General features: G+C 39.0%; 13 protein-coding genes. 11 read left to right on the plus strand and 2 right to left on the minus strand.

What is annotated here, in order from left to right; translation table 11 throughout:
* Positions 1-4: 4 nt before the first annotated feature.
* Genes H4075_RS17455 through H4075_RS17470 form a run of 4 tightly spaced genes read left to right on the plus strand, consistent with a single transcriptional unit; the run spans position 5 to position 5,828 of the window.
* Positions 5-2,128, plus strand: a complete 2,124-nt coding sequence (locus H4075_RS17455) for a glycosyltransferase (RefSeq protein ID WP_182802106.1) — start codon at positions 5-7, stop codon at positions 2,126-2,128.
* Positions 2,129-2,160: 32 nt separating this feature from the next.
* Positions 2,161-4,290, plus strand: a complete 2,130-nt coding sequence (locus tag H4075_RS17460; protein ID WP_255460460.1) for a glycosyltransferase — start codon at positions 2,161-2,163, stop codon at positions 4,288-4,290.
* Positions 4,287-5,084: an ABC transporter permease gene (locus H4075_RS17465; RefSeq protein ID WP_182802108.1), complete on the plus strand. Its 798-nt coding sequence runs from the start codon at positions 4,287-4,289 to the stop codon at positions 5,082-5,084. Before H4075_RS17460 ends, H4075_RS17465 begins: the two co-directional genes overlap by 4 nt.
* Positions 5,085-5,093: 9 nt before the next feature.
* Complete coding sequence (locus H4075_RS17470; RefSeq protein ID WP_182802109.1) at positions 5,094-5,828, plus strand: ABC transporter ATP-binding protein; 735 nt, start codon at positions 5,094-5,096, stop codon at positions 5,826-5,828.
* Between the two features lie 4 nt (positions 5,829-5,832).
* Here H4075_RS17470 and H4075_RS17475 read toward each other — a convergent pair whose 3' ends face one another.
* Positions 5,833-7,122 carry an O-antigen ligase family protein gene (locus H4075_RS17475; RefSeq protein ID WP_182802110.1) on the minus strand — a complete coding sequence of 430 codons (1,290 nt, stop codon included), beginning with the start codon at positions 7,120-7,122 and terminating at the stop codon, positions 5,833-5,835.
* A 257-nt stretch (positions 7,123-7,379) separates the two neighbouring features.
* Here H4075_RS17475 and H4075_RS17480 point away from each other — a divergent pair, with 257 nt between their 5' ends.
* Positions 7,380-8,423, plus strand: a complete 1,044-nt coding sequence (locus H4075_RS17480; protein ID WP_182802111.1) for a glycosyltransferase family 4 protein — start codon at positions 7,380-7,382, stop codon at positions 8,421-8,423.
* Between the two features lie 27 nt (positions 8,424-8,450).
* Positions 8,451-9,254: an FkbM family methyltransferase gene (locus tag H4075_RS17485; RefSeq protein WP_182802112.1), complete on the plus strand. Its 804-nt coding sequence runs from the start codon at positions 8,451-8,453 to the stop codon at positions 9,252-9,254.
* 12 nt (positions 9,255-9,266) lie between these two features.
* Here H4075_RS17485 and H4075_RS17490 read toward each other — a convergent pair whose 3' ends face one another.
* A complete protein-coding gene (locus H4075_RS17490) occupies positions 9,267-10,172 on the minus strand; it encodes a glycosyltransferase family protein (protein ID WP_255460222.1) in 906 nt (301 codons plus the stop codon).
* Between the two features lie 326 nt (positions 10,173-10,498).
* On the opposite strand from H4075_RS17490, the gene H4075_RS17495 reads away from it, so the two are divergent.
* From H4075_RS17495 to H4075_RS17515, 5 genes are all read left to right on the plus strand, one after another.
* The gene (locus H4075_RS17495; RefSeq protein WP_182802113.1) at positions 10,499-12,304 is read left to right on the plus strand and encodes an ABC transporter ATP-binding protein; all 1,806 of its coding nucleotides are present in this window, start codon (positions 10,499-10,501) and stop codon (positions 12,302-12,304) included.
* A 151-nt stretch (positions 12,305-12,455) separates the two neighbouring features.
* Complete coding sequence (locus H4075_RS17500; protein ID WP_182802114.1) at positions 12,456-12,884, plus strand: DUF983 domain-containing protein; 429 nt, start codon at positions 12,456-12,458, stop codon at positions 12,882-12,884.
* A 343-nt stretch (positions 12,885-13,227) separates the two neighbouring features.
* On the plus strand, positions 13,228-14,874 hold the full coding sequence (gene carB, locus H4075_RS17505) for a carbamoyl-phosphate synthase large subunit (protein ID WP_182802115.1): 1,647 nt from the start codon (positions 13,228-13,230) through the stop codon (positions 14,872-14,874).
* Positions 14,875-14,987: 113 nt separating this feature from the next.
* A complete protein-coding gene (locus H4075_RS17510; protein WP_182802116.1) occupies positions 14,988-16,094 on the plus strand; it encodes an SGNH/GDSL hydrolase family protein in 1,107 nt (368 codons plus the stop codon).
* Positions 16,095-16,158: 64 nt separating this feature from the next.
* Positions 16,159-18,021, plus strand: coding sequence for a carbamoyltransferase family protein (locus H4075_RS17515; protein ID WP_182802117.1), 1,863 nt, complete (start codon positions 16,159-16,161; stop codon positions 18,019-18,021).

Here is an 18,021-nt window from a genome sequence, read left to right on the forward strand (position 1 = left end):
AATCTTGGAGACATTTCCTGTAATTACGATCATTACTCCTGTTTATAATATAAATAATGTTATAGCAGAAACGTATGCCAGTATATGTAAACAAACATTCAAAAAAATCAAATGGCTAATTGTTGATGATGGTTCTGTAAATAAAGAAACAAAAACAATATTACAGAACTTAAAGAATGATAACAGCTGGGTTGATATCTTAACACTTGATAAAAACTATGGACTTTCAGCTGCGAGAAATGAAGGTGCCAAAGCCGTTACAACTATTTATATTCTCTTTCTGGATAGCGACGACCTTATTGACCCGACCTTTCTTGAAAAAGCTTATCTATTTCTCGAATTACACCCGGAATTTTCATTTGTAAACTCTTATGTGAAAGGATTTGGAGCACAAAATTATTTTTGGCAAGGCGGCTTTCACGACAACGAACAATTTCTGTTCGAAAATAGAAATACGAGTTGTTTCATGGCAAGAAAAGAAGTGTTTACAAAAATCAACTTCGATGAATCAATGCTGAACGGCTGCGAGGATTGGGATTTTTGGCTAAAAGCAGCCACAATGGGATTATGGGGATATACGATTCCTGAATACCTTTTTTTCTACAGACGCTCAGAAACAAGCAAGTGGTCTACCTTAAAGGGTAAGCAATCATTAACCTCGACAGGTAATGAGCTTAGAAAAAAGTATGGAAGCATCCTCAAGCAAAAAAAATTCCCGACACCTCAAATGCACCAGTATGTTTTCGGGAACACAATTCCTACAAGTAGCAATTCGACATATTCAAATAAGGGAAACGATAAAACCTTACTTTGTATATTTCCTTGGCTCGAACGAGGCGGCGCAGATCAATTCAACCTTCAGTTATTAAAGGGTTTAAAAGAAAAAGGATGGAATATTACAATAGTTACTACATTAAAAAGCAAGCATACTCTTTTCGAATCCTTTCAAGTAATTACTGATGATATAATTCATCTGTCAAACCTAGGCGATGCTCACACGTATTCTTTTCTACTTTACAATATTATACAACAAAGAAACCCATCGAATATCTTTATTTCAAATTCGATGAGCGGCTATTATCTTCTACCTTGGATAAAAGCACAGTTTCCAGACATACCTATCAGCGATTATGTTCACTGTGAAGATCCTGGTTGGTATAATGGGGGGTATCCTTTCTTTTCTGCAAAGTATACTTCCTTATTAGATAAAACATTTGTTACGTCACACCAATTACGGGAGTGGTGTATACTAAAAGGGGCAGATGCTTCGAAGGTTGAAGTGTGTTACATCAATGCCGATACTTCTGTTATAAAGCATCAGCCAGAAATCAGAAATCGGTTAAGAAAAAGGCTTGATGTAAATGAGAATACAGTATTGCTATTGTATGTTGCAAGGCTTACAATGCAAAAACAACCAGATGTACTTGTAAAAGTAATTTCAGCTCTTAAATGCAAAAATTTTTCTTTCAAATGTATCATAATTGGGGATGGCCCAGAAAAAGAAGATTTGTTACTAAATATTAAAAAAGCTAATCTAAGAAAGTATGTTTCGTATTTGGGAGCTTTGCCAAATAAAGAAGTCTTGCAGTATATGGATGCTGCAGATATTTTTTTTCTCCCTTCTTTGTATGAAGGAATCGCCTTATCCATTTATGAAGCAATGGCTAAAGGGTTACCAATTGTAGGCGCAAATACCGGTGGGCAAGTTGAGCTTGTTAATAAGGACAGTGGTTTTCTTGTTCACGAAATAAATAAAGAAAGTGAAATCATTGCATATACTGAAAAGCTTGCATGGCTTATCTGCAACCCCATTGAAAGATTAAGAATGGGAAGAGAAGCAAGAACGAGGGTAGAAACCTACTTTGATCTTGAGATCATGATTGACAAAATGGATAAACTACTTTCAGAGTTAAAGACAGAACCAGGCCATCAACCTCAAAACTCAGATTATTATCTCCTAGTGTTGAATCATATGAACCACGCACAGGAACAACTTCAACACCTCTACGGACAAATTGATAATAAAGCTATTAACCTAATAATTAAGCATCAACATAGTTATCAGCGAATAAGAAGAATATACCACAGAATCCGTGCAATTATGAACACAAAAACAGGCATGTTTTGAAGTATTGGCTACTTACTACTGAGTATCCTCCCATGTATGGAGGAGGTATTGGAACATACTGTTTCCATACAGCTCATATGCTTTTAAGTAAGGGGTATGAAATTACAGTGTTTATACCAGGCAAGCATCTTACAAAAGATAAGCTTTACACAAAGGACGGCATAAGATTTGTTGAATTTGCCCTTATCAGAACAAAAGCTTCTGATTTTCTTGGATATGAAACTTTTATTGCTTTTGAATTTGCAGCAGTAATTGGTGACTATCTCAAAAAAGAAAATGTGCCCGACATCATCGAGTCACAGGAATATAATGGTATTGCTTACTATATCCTTCAAATGAAGCATTTGGGATACCCGCTTTTTTCTGAAATAAAAGTACTGCTGACGTTACACGCACCTTCATTTCTTTATCATACCTATAACGAGGTGCCGGCATACAGGCACCCCTATTTCTGGATTGGAGAAATGGAACGCTGGTGTATTCTGGCTGCGGATCAACTTACGGCTCCCGGTTATTTTCTTACGCAAGCAGTGCAACCATATTTCTCCAATAAACTTAGCAGAGAAATTAAAGTAATCCCCTACCCGTTTGAAGAGAAAGAAACAGAAAAAGATCTTTCGAAAGATATTCGAAAGAATTTGTTTTTCTTTGGTAAACTCACGCCCCAGAAAGGAATTTTTGCTTTGTTAAAAGCGATAAACAATCTAAGGAAAAAAGGGTGGTCAAATAAAATTACCATAATTGGTGGCGACCATTATTATCATCCCGAGCAAACTTCAATGCGTAGTTGGATAAAAGGGAAATATAAAGAAGAAATCCGCTCGGGGAAACTAGCACTATCTGGCAATCTTTCACCAAGTCAATTAAAAATATTATTTAATGAAGGCGTGGTGGTAATTGTTCCCAGCATTGGGGACAATTACCCCTTTACAGTAATAGAATCTATGCAACAAGGCCACCTAGTTCTTGTTTCAAAGCAGGGAGGACAGGGAGAACTTGTAAAGCACTTGGAAAATGGTCTTGTTTTCGACCATACAATCGAGGGTGATCTTGAAGAAAAAATATTACTGATCAATCAGCTTTCATTAGAAGCCTTGCAACTTATACGGAAAAAAGCAGTTACTTCCGTTAGCGAAAAGCACAATTATGAAACTGTGTTTAAAGAAAAAAAGAAGATTCTTGATGAAATGATATTTACTACAAATATTCTGAACACATTTCCGTTTACCCGGCAACCTAAAATAATTAACAACAAAAATGAAAATAAATTTATACCGGATCTTCTTTCTGTTGTAATTCCTTACTACAATATGGGCGATTATATACATGAAACGCTGGAAAGCATTTATAAATCTGCCTATACCTCGTTTGAAGTAATTATTATCAATGATGGTTCGTCTGACATACACAGCGCACTATTGGAAACTGTAAGTACATCTTATCCTGTACAGGTCTATTCCCAAAGTAACAAAGGTTTGAGTGCTGCCCGTAACGCCGGTGCAAACTTGGCCAAAGGCGAGTTTCTAGTTTTTATTGATGCTGACGATAAAATTCATCCAGATTATTTCGGCGAAGCAGTTGCGCTACTTAAGAAAAAGAAAAATGTATCATTTGTTGGATCTTGGGTTCAGTATTTTGAGCAAAGCAATGGCATCTGGCCAGCATTTACTCCAGAACCTCCCTACCTGCTTGCTTACAATATGGTTTGTAGTGGTGCACTAGTATACAATACCAATGACTTTTTGCAATATGGTTTAAATGACCCTGCTTTAAAGCATGGGCTTGAGGATTGGGATGCGGTTGTTTCCATGGTAGCAAATGGAAAGAACGGGGTAGTTATTCCAAAACTTCTTTACTATTACCGTATCAGGAAAGGATCAATGGCGAGAAGCTTCACACCAGAAAAAATAATTAGTGCAGTTACTTATATCGCAAAAAAACATCATGCCGCATATGCTCAATTTTCATCTGATCTTTCAGCACTTTACAATGCTAATGGACCGGCCTTTTTAACAAACAACATAACACTTGACCAATATAATTATCATTTGTTGCCAAGTTGGATTCCGTTTAAAACGAAGATTATTAAAGCGGTGAAACGTTTTCCCGCACTAAGAAACACAGCATTTAAAATACAATCATTATTAAAATATAGATCATGATATTACAAGTTTTAAAAGATTGGATTTCAGGGTCAAACAAATTGGAAAGAGTTTGGCTGCTTGCAAAAATTGAATTTAAACTAAGATACTACGAAAATAAACTTGGCCTTTTATGGGCGCTATTGAAACCCATTTCTGACATCTTTATATTTTACATAGCATTTGAAATAGTCCTAAAACAAGGCATTCCAAACTTCGTGTCATTTCTATTCCTTGCACTTATCCTTTGGAACTTTTTTGTTGAAAGCACGACAGGTACCATTCAGATTCTGAATAGCAAAAAATACCTGTATGAGTATACTAACATGAACAAGATAGAAATCTATCTTTCAACAATTTTATCCAATTGTATTGGTTTTACTTTCAATTTTATTTTATTCCTGCTTTATTTCCAACTTATTGACTCAGGAACACTTGGGCTAAGTGTGCAGGCTTTGTGGATCATCCCGATTTTTTTTAACCTTGTTATTTTTGCTTTGGGTTTTTCGATGATACTTTCAAATATTTATGTTTTGGCAAAAGATATAAGCCAAGTATGGATGGTAATCACGGGTATAGGGTTCTGGCTATCACCCATTTTATTCAAACTGGAAATTTTTCGACAGGCTTTGCCTGGCCTTGATTACTTGAATCCCATAGCTGGACTTATTATTAATGCTCGTAACACCGTATTATATCAGAAAAATCCAGAGTGGGATTTATTTGTTTTTAACTGGGCCTATGCCGCTTTTTTTCTACTACTTGGTTTTTTTCTTCTGAATAGAGTTGGCAAGAATGCCGCAGAAAAACTTTAAACTTTTTATATGGATAACTCTTTTGCAATACAAGCTAAGAACATCAGTAAAACATTTCACATTACTGAAGACAGTCATAATACAGTAAAACATCGTCTCTTTAATATTTTCAATCCGCCAAGATCGAAAAATGTTAACGCTGTTAAGATGATGTCATTTGATATTAAAAAAGGAGAATGTATTGGTCTATTAGGTCGTAATGGTTGTGGTAAATCAACGCTCACTAAATTAATGGCAGGAGTATATCAAACAGATACCGGTTACGTTAAGATCAATGGCAGCACAATGCTCATGAACCTTGGTGTGGGGATGAGCCACGAACTTACTGCAAGAGAAAATATTTACGTTTCAGGCTCAGTGCTTGGAATGAAAATAAAAGAAATTGATGCCATCTTCGATACAATTGTTGATTTTGCGGAGCTTCGTGAATTTATTGACACCAAAATCAAATACTTCTCATCCGGTATGGTTGCCCGTCTTGGCTTTTCCATTGCAGTGAATGCAGGTGCCGACATTATGTTCCTGGATGAAATTTTTGCAGTAGGTGATGTGAAGTTCCAGGAAAAGGCGATCAAAGTTTTTGAAAGCAGCTGGATCAAAGGAAAAACGGTTGTACTCGTGAGCCATTCTATGGATACGATCCGCAATTACTGCAGCAGGGCAGGCTTTATGAAAAACGGCGAAATGGTTTACTTTGGCGATACTGAAAAAGCAATTGAATTATACATGGCCGATAATCAATGATCGGCTATGTATTTCTTTTTGTGGCAGCAATGAACGAAAAGAAAAATCCTGCAAGCATACTTCCAATACTGCGGGCAAGATATACTTCAAAGATCATCGACACTATGAACGCTGTTACAACAAACAGGTCGAACATGTTTCCCCATTTGGCTACATCAACAAGTGGTAATACAACGAATGCCAACAGGAACATCAGCAGCCCTCCCACCCCAAACGTAAGCAACGCATCGAGGTAACTGTTGTGTACATTCTTTTTCGTTTCAATGGCCATATTAAAATTCCTTGCTTTATACACTTCATTCACAGCCTGAATACGATCACCAATACCAACTCCCGTAATCATATTGTTCTTTGCTGCTTCCCAGCCACAACTCCAAAGCGCAAGTCTTGTATTGGCCCCATTCCACTGTTCACTGTTTAACTGCATATCATAATGACTTTCTGCTCCCTTGCTGCTGTACTGATAATTGGTATAGGTTAACTCCTTAAACCGCTGAACTGTTTTTGGGAAAAATTTGAAGAGGATGAATGCGCCAATGAACATCCCAAGTATCAGTGTACTGCCTTCCAAATATTTTCGCTTTTTAATAATGTAATACACTGCAAATAAAAATAATCCTCCGTACAACAGGATCATTGCCGAGCGGCTCGCCAATAGGAAATGATATCCAAACAAAACAAGAATAGCCAGGTACAAAAGGCCGGGCATTGTAATAAATGATGCCCTTTTACTTAAAAGATAGATCAACCCAACAATTGAAATATTTACAAGCATTGCTACATAGATCGACTGTTGGAAAAAATGAACTGTCAGGCTATCATTATATAAATATCCAGTATTACCTGTTGCACGATATTGATTAAATGATAAACCGAGACTTACTAAAGCAGCAACTGTAGTAACAATAGCAAGAGCAAAAATGATCCTGTCTCTTAACTGGTTATTGATAACCATTGTACCAATTGCCAAAGGGAATAAGAAGATGGGCATCCGCATCGCTAACTGTGTAGTTGCCTCCATCTTATCTTCAGACCACAGGACACTTAAAAGATGCAGCAAATAGTAGAGAAGGAAAAGCGACATATATGGCCTGGCTTTCAGCAATTGAAATTTTCCTTTAAATGAATTGTTGCTGAATGAAATGATCACAAACATTCCTAACAGGATATTTGTAATAACCGGCATACGTGGTATAAAAAGACTGATTAAAAAAAGCAACACAAGCCAATAGAAGAGCTTCTCCTTTACACTTAATCTGCTACCCTCCCCATCCAATAATACCAATGCTTTCATAAATTAATTTGTGCCGCAAAATTAGTATGTAAAGGGCTCGGAAACTCAATTGAGCATCTGCAAACCAAGTAATAATGCTAACAATATTTTTAAAGTACATTATCACAACTCAGCAGTTTAAAAACGAGTTTTTTTCTCACCAATGGATTTCACTAAACCGAACTGTTTGACCGTGTATATAGAATTCTTTTATCTTTAGCTGAAAAATCAGACAAATCAACCCTCCACCAGCCAATATTATTGTTGATTGCGAACGCATGAAGTACCCCAACACGGGCCTCTATTATTTCTGCAAATATTTGAGTGAAGCATTAATTGAGCAAAAGCCGGCAGGCTTCAACCCTCCTGCCTTTTATATCCGCCCGTCTGAAACGGGGTTTCTTCCGGAAGGCACTTTGTATTATCCGCAAAAATGGTGGCATAAAATTTATCATCCCATTCCTTCCAATTATAAAGTATGGCATGGCACCTACCAGGGTAGCAACTATTACCCGGGTAGCAGAAAAGTAAAAAAAGTACTGACCATACATGATCTGAATTTTTTGTACGACAGCAGTAAAGACGCTGAGAAGAAAAAGAAATATTTAGAAAGAACTCAGGCAATGATCGATCGTTCCGACAGAATTGCCGTTATTTCAGAGTTTACGCACCAGTGTATCCGTGAGCATCTTGATATTTCTAATGTGCCGGTGCAAACAATTTATAATGGCTGCAATACGCCGGATGATAATTCTGTTTTTACAAAACCAGCTTTTATTGAGTCGGACACGCCGTATATTTTTTCAATTGGTACTGTGTTACGAAAGAAAAACTTTCATACCCTTCCCTGCTTACTGGTTGGCAATGATTATAAACTCATCATTGCCGGCATCACGCAGGATAAAAATTATGTAGATGAGATTTTTGCAGAAGCAAAAAAACATGGGGTTGAAGATCGGGTGCTGTTACCGGGCTCTATAACAGAAAATGAAAAATGGTGGTTGCTCAGTAATATGTTAGCCATGGCATTCCCGTCTATTTCAGAAGGGTTTGGGTTACCGGTGGTGGAGGCAATGCATTTTGGGAAACCGATCTTGCTGTCTACACATACTTGTCTCCCTGAAATTGGTGCTGATGCTGCATATTATTTCAATTCATTCGACAGCGAAGACATGCAGCAAACTTTCAAAAATGCGTTGCAACATTTTCATTCGCATCCGGAAATGGTTGACAAAGTTAAAAACAGGTCTGCCTTCTTCAGCTGGGGAACAGCGGCAAAACAATATTGGCAATTGTACCAACAGTTACTTCAGAACAAATAGTTCAGCTTCATTCAGAAAATTAATCATATGCCTGCAAAAGGATTCAGACGATATATCGAGTTATTTAAGCATATCAAAAATCCCTTTGAATACATTCTCCATAAAAATGAGCGGTTCAAACGATCGCTGATCTTTACAACTAAGCCAAACAAGATTCAGTTTCCTGTAGCATTGCCCTTGTACCAGGTGTTTAAAGAAATATTTCTTGAAGATGTTTACAATATTGAAGCTGTTGTTAAGCAAATGCCACAGAAACCTGTGATCATAGATATAGGAGCGAACGCAGGTTTCTTTGATGTATTGATCCTGTCAAAAATAAAAGATGCGAAAATATTTGCCTATGAACCCATACCCCGTAATACCCAACAAATAAAAACGGTGCTCGATGCAAACCCATCTATTAAAGATCATGTCATCGTTCACCAGGTAGCAGTAACGGGAACTCCGGCTGGTAAAATTGATCTATATATTGAATCTGAAAACGACAACAGCGTAATCGCCAGCATTTTTTCAGACTTCAATTCAAGTAATGCAAATAAGATTTCTGTAGATACCATAACGCTAACTGATATCTTACTAAAGAATGATCTTACAGAAGTTGATATTATGAAAGTAGATTGTGAAGGAAGTGAATATGATATTTTCTATAATACTGATCCTGCTTTGATACGCCGTGCAAAAATGTTATTGCTGGAAGTTCATGATCTGGATGAGGACAAAAATAATATTACAGCCATGCACAAATTCCTAGTTGATATTGGGTATGACTTAAAACATTACCCAATTAATAATTTTTGTCATGCAGTTGAAGCGGTGTTGAAAAAACAGTAAACAAGTGCTTACTCAGGCTTTGATTTTTTTGTAGTTCCTGAAATCAAACAACCGGTATCCTGTCTTTTTTTCAACCCAGTATAACAGCCAGTTCTTCAGCGTAAATTTCTTTTGATTAACATCCAGTTCTACATGCCAGTTTTTTGAGGCGATGCGTTGCTGCATAACAATTGGGTGTGTGCCTGTGAATTTCCTCAATGAATCAAATTGGCTGAAATCAAAATGATCTGATTTTTTAGGTGCAACCTCAATCGATTTATCATCATGGTAAAACCTTGCAGTAATTTTTTGTTTCTGCCGCATCTGCTCCGGGCTTTTCACCCAACCATAGTGATACACTTCTGCAGCAACAGGAACCACATTCAATTTCACTTCTCCTCTTCTGAATCCCTGTGCATCTTTATATGAGCTGATGCCGGGATCATTCCTGATGATACGCACTTCATGGCGATACCATTTGCGACTGTCGCCCACATAATCGTAAGTGCCGTAAAAATGCAGGTATTGAAATAAAAGTCCCTCTACACGTTTATCATCTTTGTAGCGTTCAGCAGTTTCTCGGATGACAGCATGGTATTTTTCATGGATCACTTCATCGGCCTGTATGTAAAAGATCCAATCGGTATCGGGCGATACATGGCTTTTTACCTTATCGGTCTCCAGCGCATACACCCGGCCACCTTCCCGCAGGTTCATATCCCAGGTGGAATAAATAATTTTCAGCTTATCCGATTTAATGGAACGGATGAGTGCATCTGTATCATCATCGCCTTTATCAACACTTACAATCATTTCATCTACCACAGGCAAAATGGAAGATATGGCTTCCCCCACAGGAAAGTCATTCAACACTGCATTGCGAACGATGGTTATACCGGTAATTTTCATGTGCTCTTTTACATTTGATTTTGGCCACATAGAATATGTTCAAAGAACCGATTTTTTTTAATACAAAGTAAAAAGCAGTGCCTGTTCGTCATGTGCTTATGCTAACGGGTAGTGGCAGAACACGGCTGAAAGATGCAGTACGCCTGCAAATAGCAGCTGCCTTTCCTGCAAACTTGTCTTATTTTTAAAGATGGTTCAAACTTTGACCATCATTTACCTTTTACTATAATTATGACATATCCATAAAAATTATCCCAGCCCGACCTTGTCGTTCAGGTGGAGACCTAACTTATACCAAAGGCGATGATAATTTTTGTGGATATGCTATGTGACCAAGAAAAAATTATAATTAACACATGAAACTGCTTTTAAAATATCTTACGCCTTATAAAGGCCTTATCACACTTACCATGGCACTGGCGGCCATCAATATTGGTTTTTCACTGATCGATCCTATTTTGTTTGGGAAGCTGATCAATTTGGCAAATCAGCACCAGGGCATCAACAAACCCCCTACGCATAATTTTGATTGGAACAGGTTCTTTTATTCTTTCAGCTGGAAAGAACCGGGAGTCCTTTTTGTTCTTACGATGTCCATCTCGGTTGCAATGGTCAGCCGTATTGCAAAAGCCTTTCAGGATTATTTTCAAAATCTCACTACACAGAAATTCGGCACAAAGGTTTTTACGGATGGTTTGAAACACGCCATGAAACTGCCCTACCAGGATTTTGAAGATCAACGCAGTGGTGAAACACTTTCTATTTTAACCAAGGTGAGAACCGATACAGAGAAATTTGTATCTGCATTTATCAATATTCTCTTCCCTGTTATCATCGGTATTGTGATCGTATCGTTATACGCATCATCTATTCACTGGACATTACCATTTATTTATTTCGGCGGCATTATTTTACTCGTCATCATTTCAAATGCACTCAGCAAGAAGGTAAAATCGGTACAAAAAACAATCGTAGCACAAACAACACAATTAGCAGGTGCCACTACTGAATCGCTCCGCAATATTGAGTTAGTAAAAAGTTTAGGGTTAACAGACCAGGAAGTAACACGCTTGAATAAAAACACATTCAAAATACTTGGCTTAGAACTCACCAAAGTAAAACGTATACGCAGTATCAGCTTTGTGCAAGGCACGTTTGTAAACACATTACGCCAGGTAATTTTGTTTATGCTGATGTGGACGATCTATAACGGACGAATGGATGCCGGCCAGTTAGTAACGATGCAGATCTTCTCCTTCTTTGTGTTTGGACCTTTGCAGGAGATCGGAAACATTCTTCTTTCTTACCGTGAAGCAGAAGCAAGTATCACCAACTTTCATATTCTGATGGAAAAGAAACCGGAAGCAACACCGGTTAATCCATTGCATCTTGGAAGAATTGAAACACTCTCATTCAACAATGTTTCATTCAAACATCAAACGGCTGGACAAAATGCTATCAGCGATATCAACTTCAATGTAAAGGTTGGCGAAACAGTTGCGTTTGTGGGCCCGTCAGGTTCGGGTAAAACCACATTGATGAAGTTGCTCGTAGGGTTGTACCGTCCGCAACAAGGAAATATTCTATACAACGGGAAAGATGAAAACTCCATCAACTTTGAGGATCTGCGTAACCAGATCGGCTTTGTAACGCAGGACACACAACTATTTAGCGGAACAATCAAAGAGAACCTGATGTTCGTAAATCCATCTGCAACAGATGAAGAACTGACGGATGCGTTGCACAAAGCAAGTTGCCAGCGATTACTGGCACGTGCGGAAAAAGGTTTAGATACCATGATCGGTGAAGGTGGGTTAAAACTCAGTGGTGGCGAAAAGCAACGTCTATCCATTGCACGTGCATTGCTGCGTAAACCACGTCTGCTCATTTTTGATGAAGCTACTTCTGCACTCGATTCGATTACCGAAGAAGAGATCACTTCAACTATTCGTGATATTTCGGCTGGTGAAAACCAGATCACGATTTTAATTGCACACAGGTTGAGCACCATTATGCATGCCGATCGTATTTATGTATTGGAAGGCGGCGACGTGGTAGAAACCGGCAATCACCAGCAACTGCTTGAAGAAAAAGGGTTGTACTATGCCATGTGGCGTCAGCAAATTGGTGAACGTAAGAAGTTAGTTGCAACAACATCTTAATGGTATAGGTTGCCAACCCTGTTGAAACTACAAGCAATTTTTTTTACCTGTAAAGTAAGTTTGGTAACATTATCCTGTTAAATTGCTAAAGGTGCTTTTTATCACTTTTTGCAAAACAGCGATGGGTTATCTTTGCAAAAATTTTTACAGCATGCCTGCTTCCAAGCCCAAACCGAATTATTTATGGAGTATGTTTTCAATGCATTGTCCACGATGCAGAAGGGGAAAGCTGTTCAAAGATTATAGTGCCTACAACTTCAAACACACATTTGATATGCACGACGAATGTCCCGTTTGCAAACAAAAGTTTGATATGGAACCCGGCTTTTGGTATGGAACCGGTTATGTGAGTTATGCGTTAACGGTTGCTATTTCAGTTGCAACCTTTGTAGCCTGGTGGGTATTGATCGGTGTGTCGTTCAGCGATAATCGTGTGTTCTGGTGGCTTGGTTTAAATTCTGCGTTCTTACTTATTTTACAACCATGGCTTATGCGGCTGAGCCGTGCCATGTATCTCTACTTTTTTGTGCGGTATAATGAAGATTACGAAACTTCGGAACCGCATCGGTTTGATTATTGAAAAAGCTTCAAGCCTTTAGCTGCCAGCTACAAGTCAATACAAAGTTTGCTCTCAGATTTCACGGATAAGCACAGATAAACATTAATTCGGTTTTTGATTTTTTAGAGCAACCTGTTTATCCCCTACCGGAAGGGGTGTGATACTGCTACACAGAGTTCTAATTGTAGGGGTGGGTCATCCGACTTCGCTCAGAATAAATAGAAATACCGAACGTACAAGAGTGCGACGCAACAGCTGCTGAACAGTATTCCTAACGACCGTTACCAAAAAACCTTGAAAATCGGTTGAAAATTCACGCTCAGGTTAACGCTCAATCCAATACTTTTGCAGCCAAATTCTCCCCATGCCAAAAGATAAATCGATTAAAAGTGTGCTGATCGTAGGCAGCGGCCCCATTGTGATCGGCCAGGCCTGCGAGTTTGATTATTCGGGTTCGCAAGCAGCCCGCAGTTTACGTGAAGAAGGAATTGAAGTGATTCTCATCAACAGCAACCCTGCTACCATCATGACCGATCCGATGATGGCCGACAAAGTGTACCTGTTGCCCCTCACCATTGAAAGTATTGAAGAGATCCTGGAAGAAAACCCACAGATCGATTCAGTATTGCCTACCATGGGCGGACAAACAGCACTGAACCTTTGTAAGGAAGCCGATGAGTTGGGTGTTTGGGAGAAATACAATGTGACTATGATTGGCGTGGATGTGAAGGCGATTGATACGGCTGAAGACAGGGAAAAATTCCGTCAGCTGATGATCGATATCGGTATTGGTGTGGCACCTAGCCGTGTAGCCAACTCATTGCTGGAAGGAAAAGAATTTGCACAAGAGATCGGTATTCCGTTGGTGATACGTCCTTCGTTTACCCTTGGCGGTACTGGTGGCGGTATTGTGATGCATAAAGATGAGCTGGATGCTGCACTCGACAGAGGTTTGAAAGCAAGCCCGATGCATGAAGTGTTGGTTGAAAAAGCATTGCTCGGCTGGAAAGAATTTGAACTGGAACTGTTACGTGATAAGAACGATAATGTGGTGATCATTTGTACTGTTGAGAACTTCGATCCGATGGGCGTGCATACCGGCGACAGTATTACAGTGGCTCCAGCCATGACATTGAGTGATACTGCTTTCCAGAACATGCGTAACATGGCGATCAAGATGATGCGTAGCCTCGGCAACTTTGCCGGTGGTTGTAACGTGCAGTTTGCATTGAATCCCGAAAATGAAGACATTATTTCGGTTGAGATCAATCCACGTGTGAGCCGTTCGTCTGCCTTGGCAAGTAAAGCAACAGGTTATCCTATTGCTAAAATCGCAGCGAAGCTGGCGATTGGTTATACATTGGATGAATTAAAAAACCAGATCACCCAAACAACATCTGCTTACTTTGAACCGGCACTTGACTATGTAATTGTGAAGATGCCACGTTGGAACTTCGACAAATTCAAAGGTGCTGATGATCGTTTAGGATTGCAGATGAAGAGTGTAGGTGAAGTGATGGCGATCGGCAGAAGCTTTACTGAGGCTGTGCAAAAAGCTTGTCAGAGCCTGGAGAACAATGCTGTTGGCCTTGGGTACTACGGACAAAGTGTAAAGCATGCTGAAGAACTGATCGAATATATCAAGGTGCCGAAATGGGATCGCATCTTCCGGATTAAAGATGCGTTGATGGCAGGCGTGAGTGTGAAAACAATTGTGGACGCAACAAAGATCGATCGTTGGTTCATTTACCAGATCCAGGATATTGTGAATATGGAGAAGGAATTGATGAAGCATGATATGCAATCGCTCACCAAAGAATTGCTTACCGAAGCAAAACGCATGGGCTTTGGCGACGAGCAGATCTGCAGAATTATGAAAGAAGATGCCAGCGAAGATGAGCTCTACGAAAAACGTAAGGCCTGGGGCATTACCCGTGTATACAAAATGGTGGATACCTGCAGTGCTGAGTTTGAAGCGAAGACGCCGTATTTCTACAGTACGTTTGAGTAAAAGCAAGAATATTGAAGATAGAATATAAAAGAAGCATTGATTAATCGTCAATGCTTCTTTCTTTTTCATACACTACGAATCTTCATCGGAAACGTTTTTTATCTTACATCGCCATGATCAAGAACCTGAAAGCATTATTGTTTGGCTTACTTGTTGCACTTGTGCTTTGCGAAATTGTTTTGCGCATTTACAACCCGTTTACCAATTTCACCAAACAGGGAAAATTGGTATTACCGGCTAACCAACAAACTGTATTCGATAATCAATGGATCAAACAGCTTGATGCAAAAATCAACTACAGTCGCAATTCCCTGGGCTTTCGTGGACCGATGCCAACGGATAGTATTTCAAAACTCAATTCCATCATTACGATTGGCGGCAGCACTACGGAATGCCGTTTCCTGAGTGATAGTACCACCTGGCCCTTTTTGTTGGGAGAAGAATTGAAAGATTCTGTTCCCAATGTTTGGGTGAACAATGCAGGCATTGATGGTCATTCAACATTTGGTCATTTGTTGTTGATGAAAGAATACATCTGCAAACTAAAACCCAAATATGTGGTATTGTTGACGGGTGTGAATGATGTGGAAACAGAAAAGCCGGAAAGCTTTGATGTGATGAATGAAAATAAATTGCAATACAGTTCCGGGAAAGCATTCTTTAAATCATTGCTGAATAAAACAGAAATTGGTGCAACTGTTTTTCAATTGTACAATATCCGTTTAGCCTATAAAAAAGGGTTGATTCATAAAGATGTTGATTTTAAACAACTGAAGGATACAACTTATGCCGCTGCTTACATACAGGAAGTGATTACAAAACAGAAAAGCTATCTCACCGGCTACCAATCAAGGTTACAGCAGGTCATCAATATTTGTAAAGCAAATAACATTCAACCAATACTTCTTACCCAACCTTCTTTATATGGATCTTTTAAAGACAGTATAACATCTGTACAAATGGACCTAAAATTTCATGAAAGCAACCCGGCGAAAAACAATTTACTGCAGGAACAGGTATTGGAAGAATATAACAATGTTGTTCGTTCGTTCAGTACACAGGCCACTGTTATTGACCTAGCGAAAATGATGCCCAAGAATACGGCTTACTATTATGACTTTATACATTTCAATAAACTGGGGGCTGCGAAGGTGGCAGAGATTCTGGGTGAAGAAATAGAGTCACTGATGACACGGACGAAACAAATAAGCACAGATTAAATCATTTGTCATCCGCCCAAATCAGCATAAACAGTGTTTCTATCAAATCGCTTATTTTGCACCCATGTACATTCTCGGCATCTCAGCTTTTTACCATGATTCAGCAGCAGCCATCATTAAAGATGGAGAGATCATTGCCGCAGCTCAGGAAGAGCGGTTCAGCCGAAAAAAACATGATGCCGGGTTTCCTTCAAAAGCAGTTGAGTATTGTTTACGGGAAGCAGGTATTACCATCGATCAACTGGAAGCAGTTGTATTTTACGATAAGCCTTTGCTGAAGTTTGAACGATTGTTGGAAACCTATTATGCATTTGCACCAAAAGGTTTTGCATCTTTTCTAATGGCCATGCCGGTTTGGTTAAATGAAAAGCTGTTTTTGAAAAAGATGATCCGTGATGAGCTTAAGAAAATTCAGCTCTACGATAAAAAGAAGCTAAAACTGTTATTTCCGGAACATCATCTCAGTCATGCTGCATCGGCGTTTTATCCATCGCCTTTTGAAGAAGCAGCGATCTTAACCATTGATGGTGTGGGTGAATGGGCCACAACTACTATTTGCAAAGGAAAAGGTAAACAAATTGAAATACTAAAGCATCTTAACTTCCCCCACTCTGTTGGTTTATTGTATTCTGCTTTTACTTACTATTTAGGCTTCAAGGTAAACAGTGGTGAATATAAATTAATGGGCTTGGCTCCTTACGGCGATCCATCATCGGAACAAACAAAACAATTTGTTTCAATCATCAAAGAAAAGCTGGTAAAGATCTATGAAGATGGTTCCATTTACTTAGATCAACATTACTTCAATTATTCTGTTGGGTTGCGGATGGTAAAGGATAAAAAGTTTGAAACACTGTTTGGTTTCAAACGTAGAAGCGAAGAAGAAGAATTAACACAACAACATTGCAATCTTGCACTTGCTATTCAACAGGTAACAGAAGAAATCGTAGTAAAGCTGGCTGCACATGCAAAAGAAATTACAGGTTCAACTAATATTTGCTTATCAGGTGGCGTAGCATTGAATTGCGTAGCAAATGGAAAACTGCAGAATTCAAACCTGTTCGAACATATTTTTATTCAGCCTGCCAGTGGCGATGCAGGTGGTTCAGTTGGTGCAGCATTAGCAGCGCATCATATTTATTTTGAAAAAGAACGAAGTATTGCAAATTCAATGGATACCATGAAAGGTTCGTATCTCGGTCCTTCTTTTTCTACTGAAGAGATTGAACCTGTTATTCACCAATACAAAGCTGTTGCAACAGCATTCAACAACAGAGATGAATTAAATAAAGCTGTTGCAACACATATCAGCAACGGAAACGTCATTGGTTGGTTTCAGGGACGGATGGAGTTTGGCCCACGTGCATTGGGCAACAGAAGTATTATTGCCGATCCACGCAATCCGGAGATGCAGAAGAAACTCAACCTGAAAATAAAATACAGGGAAGGGTTTCGACCTTTTGCTCCTGCTGTTCTTGCAGAAGATGTGCAGGATTATTTTGAATTAATTACTTCATCACCTTATATGTTGCTGGTGCAACCGGTGAAGAAAACCTTACAGCACCCCGTTCCAAATAATTATCATCAACTCAATTTGTCTGATAAATTATATTTTCAACGCAGCAGTTTGCCAGCCGTAACGCATATCGATTATTCGGCTCGGGTGCAAACAGTGCATAAAGAAACGAATACTGCATTTTATGATCTACTTACAGCTTTCAAACAACAAACCGGTTGTGCCGTTTTGATAAACACCAGCTTCAATGTGCGTGGCGAACCGGTTGTTTGCACGCCACAGGAAGCTTATCAGTGCTTCATGCGCACAGAAATGGATTATCTTGTTATTGAAAACTATTTGTTCAGTAAACTGGAACAACTGGAGTGGAAAGAAAAAGATGATTGGAAGAAAACCCTTCAAGCTGATTAA

This window comes from Lacibacter sediminis, from assembly GCF_014168535.1.
GTDB classification, from domain to species: Bacteria; Bacteroidota; Bacteroidia; order Chitinophagales; family Chitinophagaceae; genus Lacibacter; species Lacibacter sediminis.

Coding starts and splice junctions, on each gene's coding strand:
- H4075_RS17500 (WP_182802114.1), top strand. CDS start 12,456: ATGCCTGCTTCCAAGCCCAAACCGAATTATTTATGGAGTATGTTTTCA.
- H4075_RS17495 (WP_182802113.1), top strand. CDS start 10,499: ATGAAACTGCTTTTAAAATATCTTACGCCTTATAAAGGCCTTATCACA.
- H4075_RS17465 (WP_182802108.1), top strand. CDS start 4,287: ATGATATTACAAGTTTTAAAAGATTGGATTTCAGGGTCAAACAAATTG.
- H4075_RS17480 (WP_182802111.1), top strand. CDS start 7,380: ATGAAGTACCCCAACACGGGCCTCTATTATTTCTGCAAATATTTGAGT.
- H4075_RS17470 (WP_182802109.1), top strand. CDS start 5,094: ATGGATAACTCTTTTGCAATACAAGCTAAGAACATCAGTAAAACATTT.
- H4075_RS17510 (WP_182802116.1), top strand. CDS start 14,988: ATGATCAAGAACCTGAAAGCATTATTGTTTGGCTTACTTGTTGCACTT.
- H4075_RS17485 (WP_182802112.1), top strand. CDS start 8,451: ATGCCTGCAAAAGGATTCAGACGATATATCGAGTTATTTAAGCATATC.
- H4075_RS17460 (WP_255460460.1), top strand. CDS start 2,161: ATGTATGGAGGAGGTATTGGAACATACTGTTTCCATACAGCTCATATG.
- H4075_RS17515 (WP_182802117.1), top strand. CDS start 16,159: ATGTACATTCTCGGCATCTCAGCTTTTTACCATGATTCAGCAGCAGCC.
- H4075_RS17490 (WP_255460222.1), bottom strand. CDS start 10,172: ATGTGGCCAAAATCAAATGTAAAAGAGCACATGAAAATTACCGGTATA.
- H4075_RS17475 (WP_182802110.1), bottom strand. CDS start 7,122: ATGAAAGCATTGGTATTATTGGATGGGGAGGGTAGCAGATTAAGTGTA.
- carB (WP_182802115.1), top strand. CDS start 13,228: ATGCCAAAAGATAAATCGATTAAAAGTGTGCTGATCGTAGGCAGCGGC.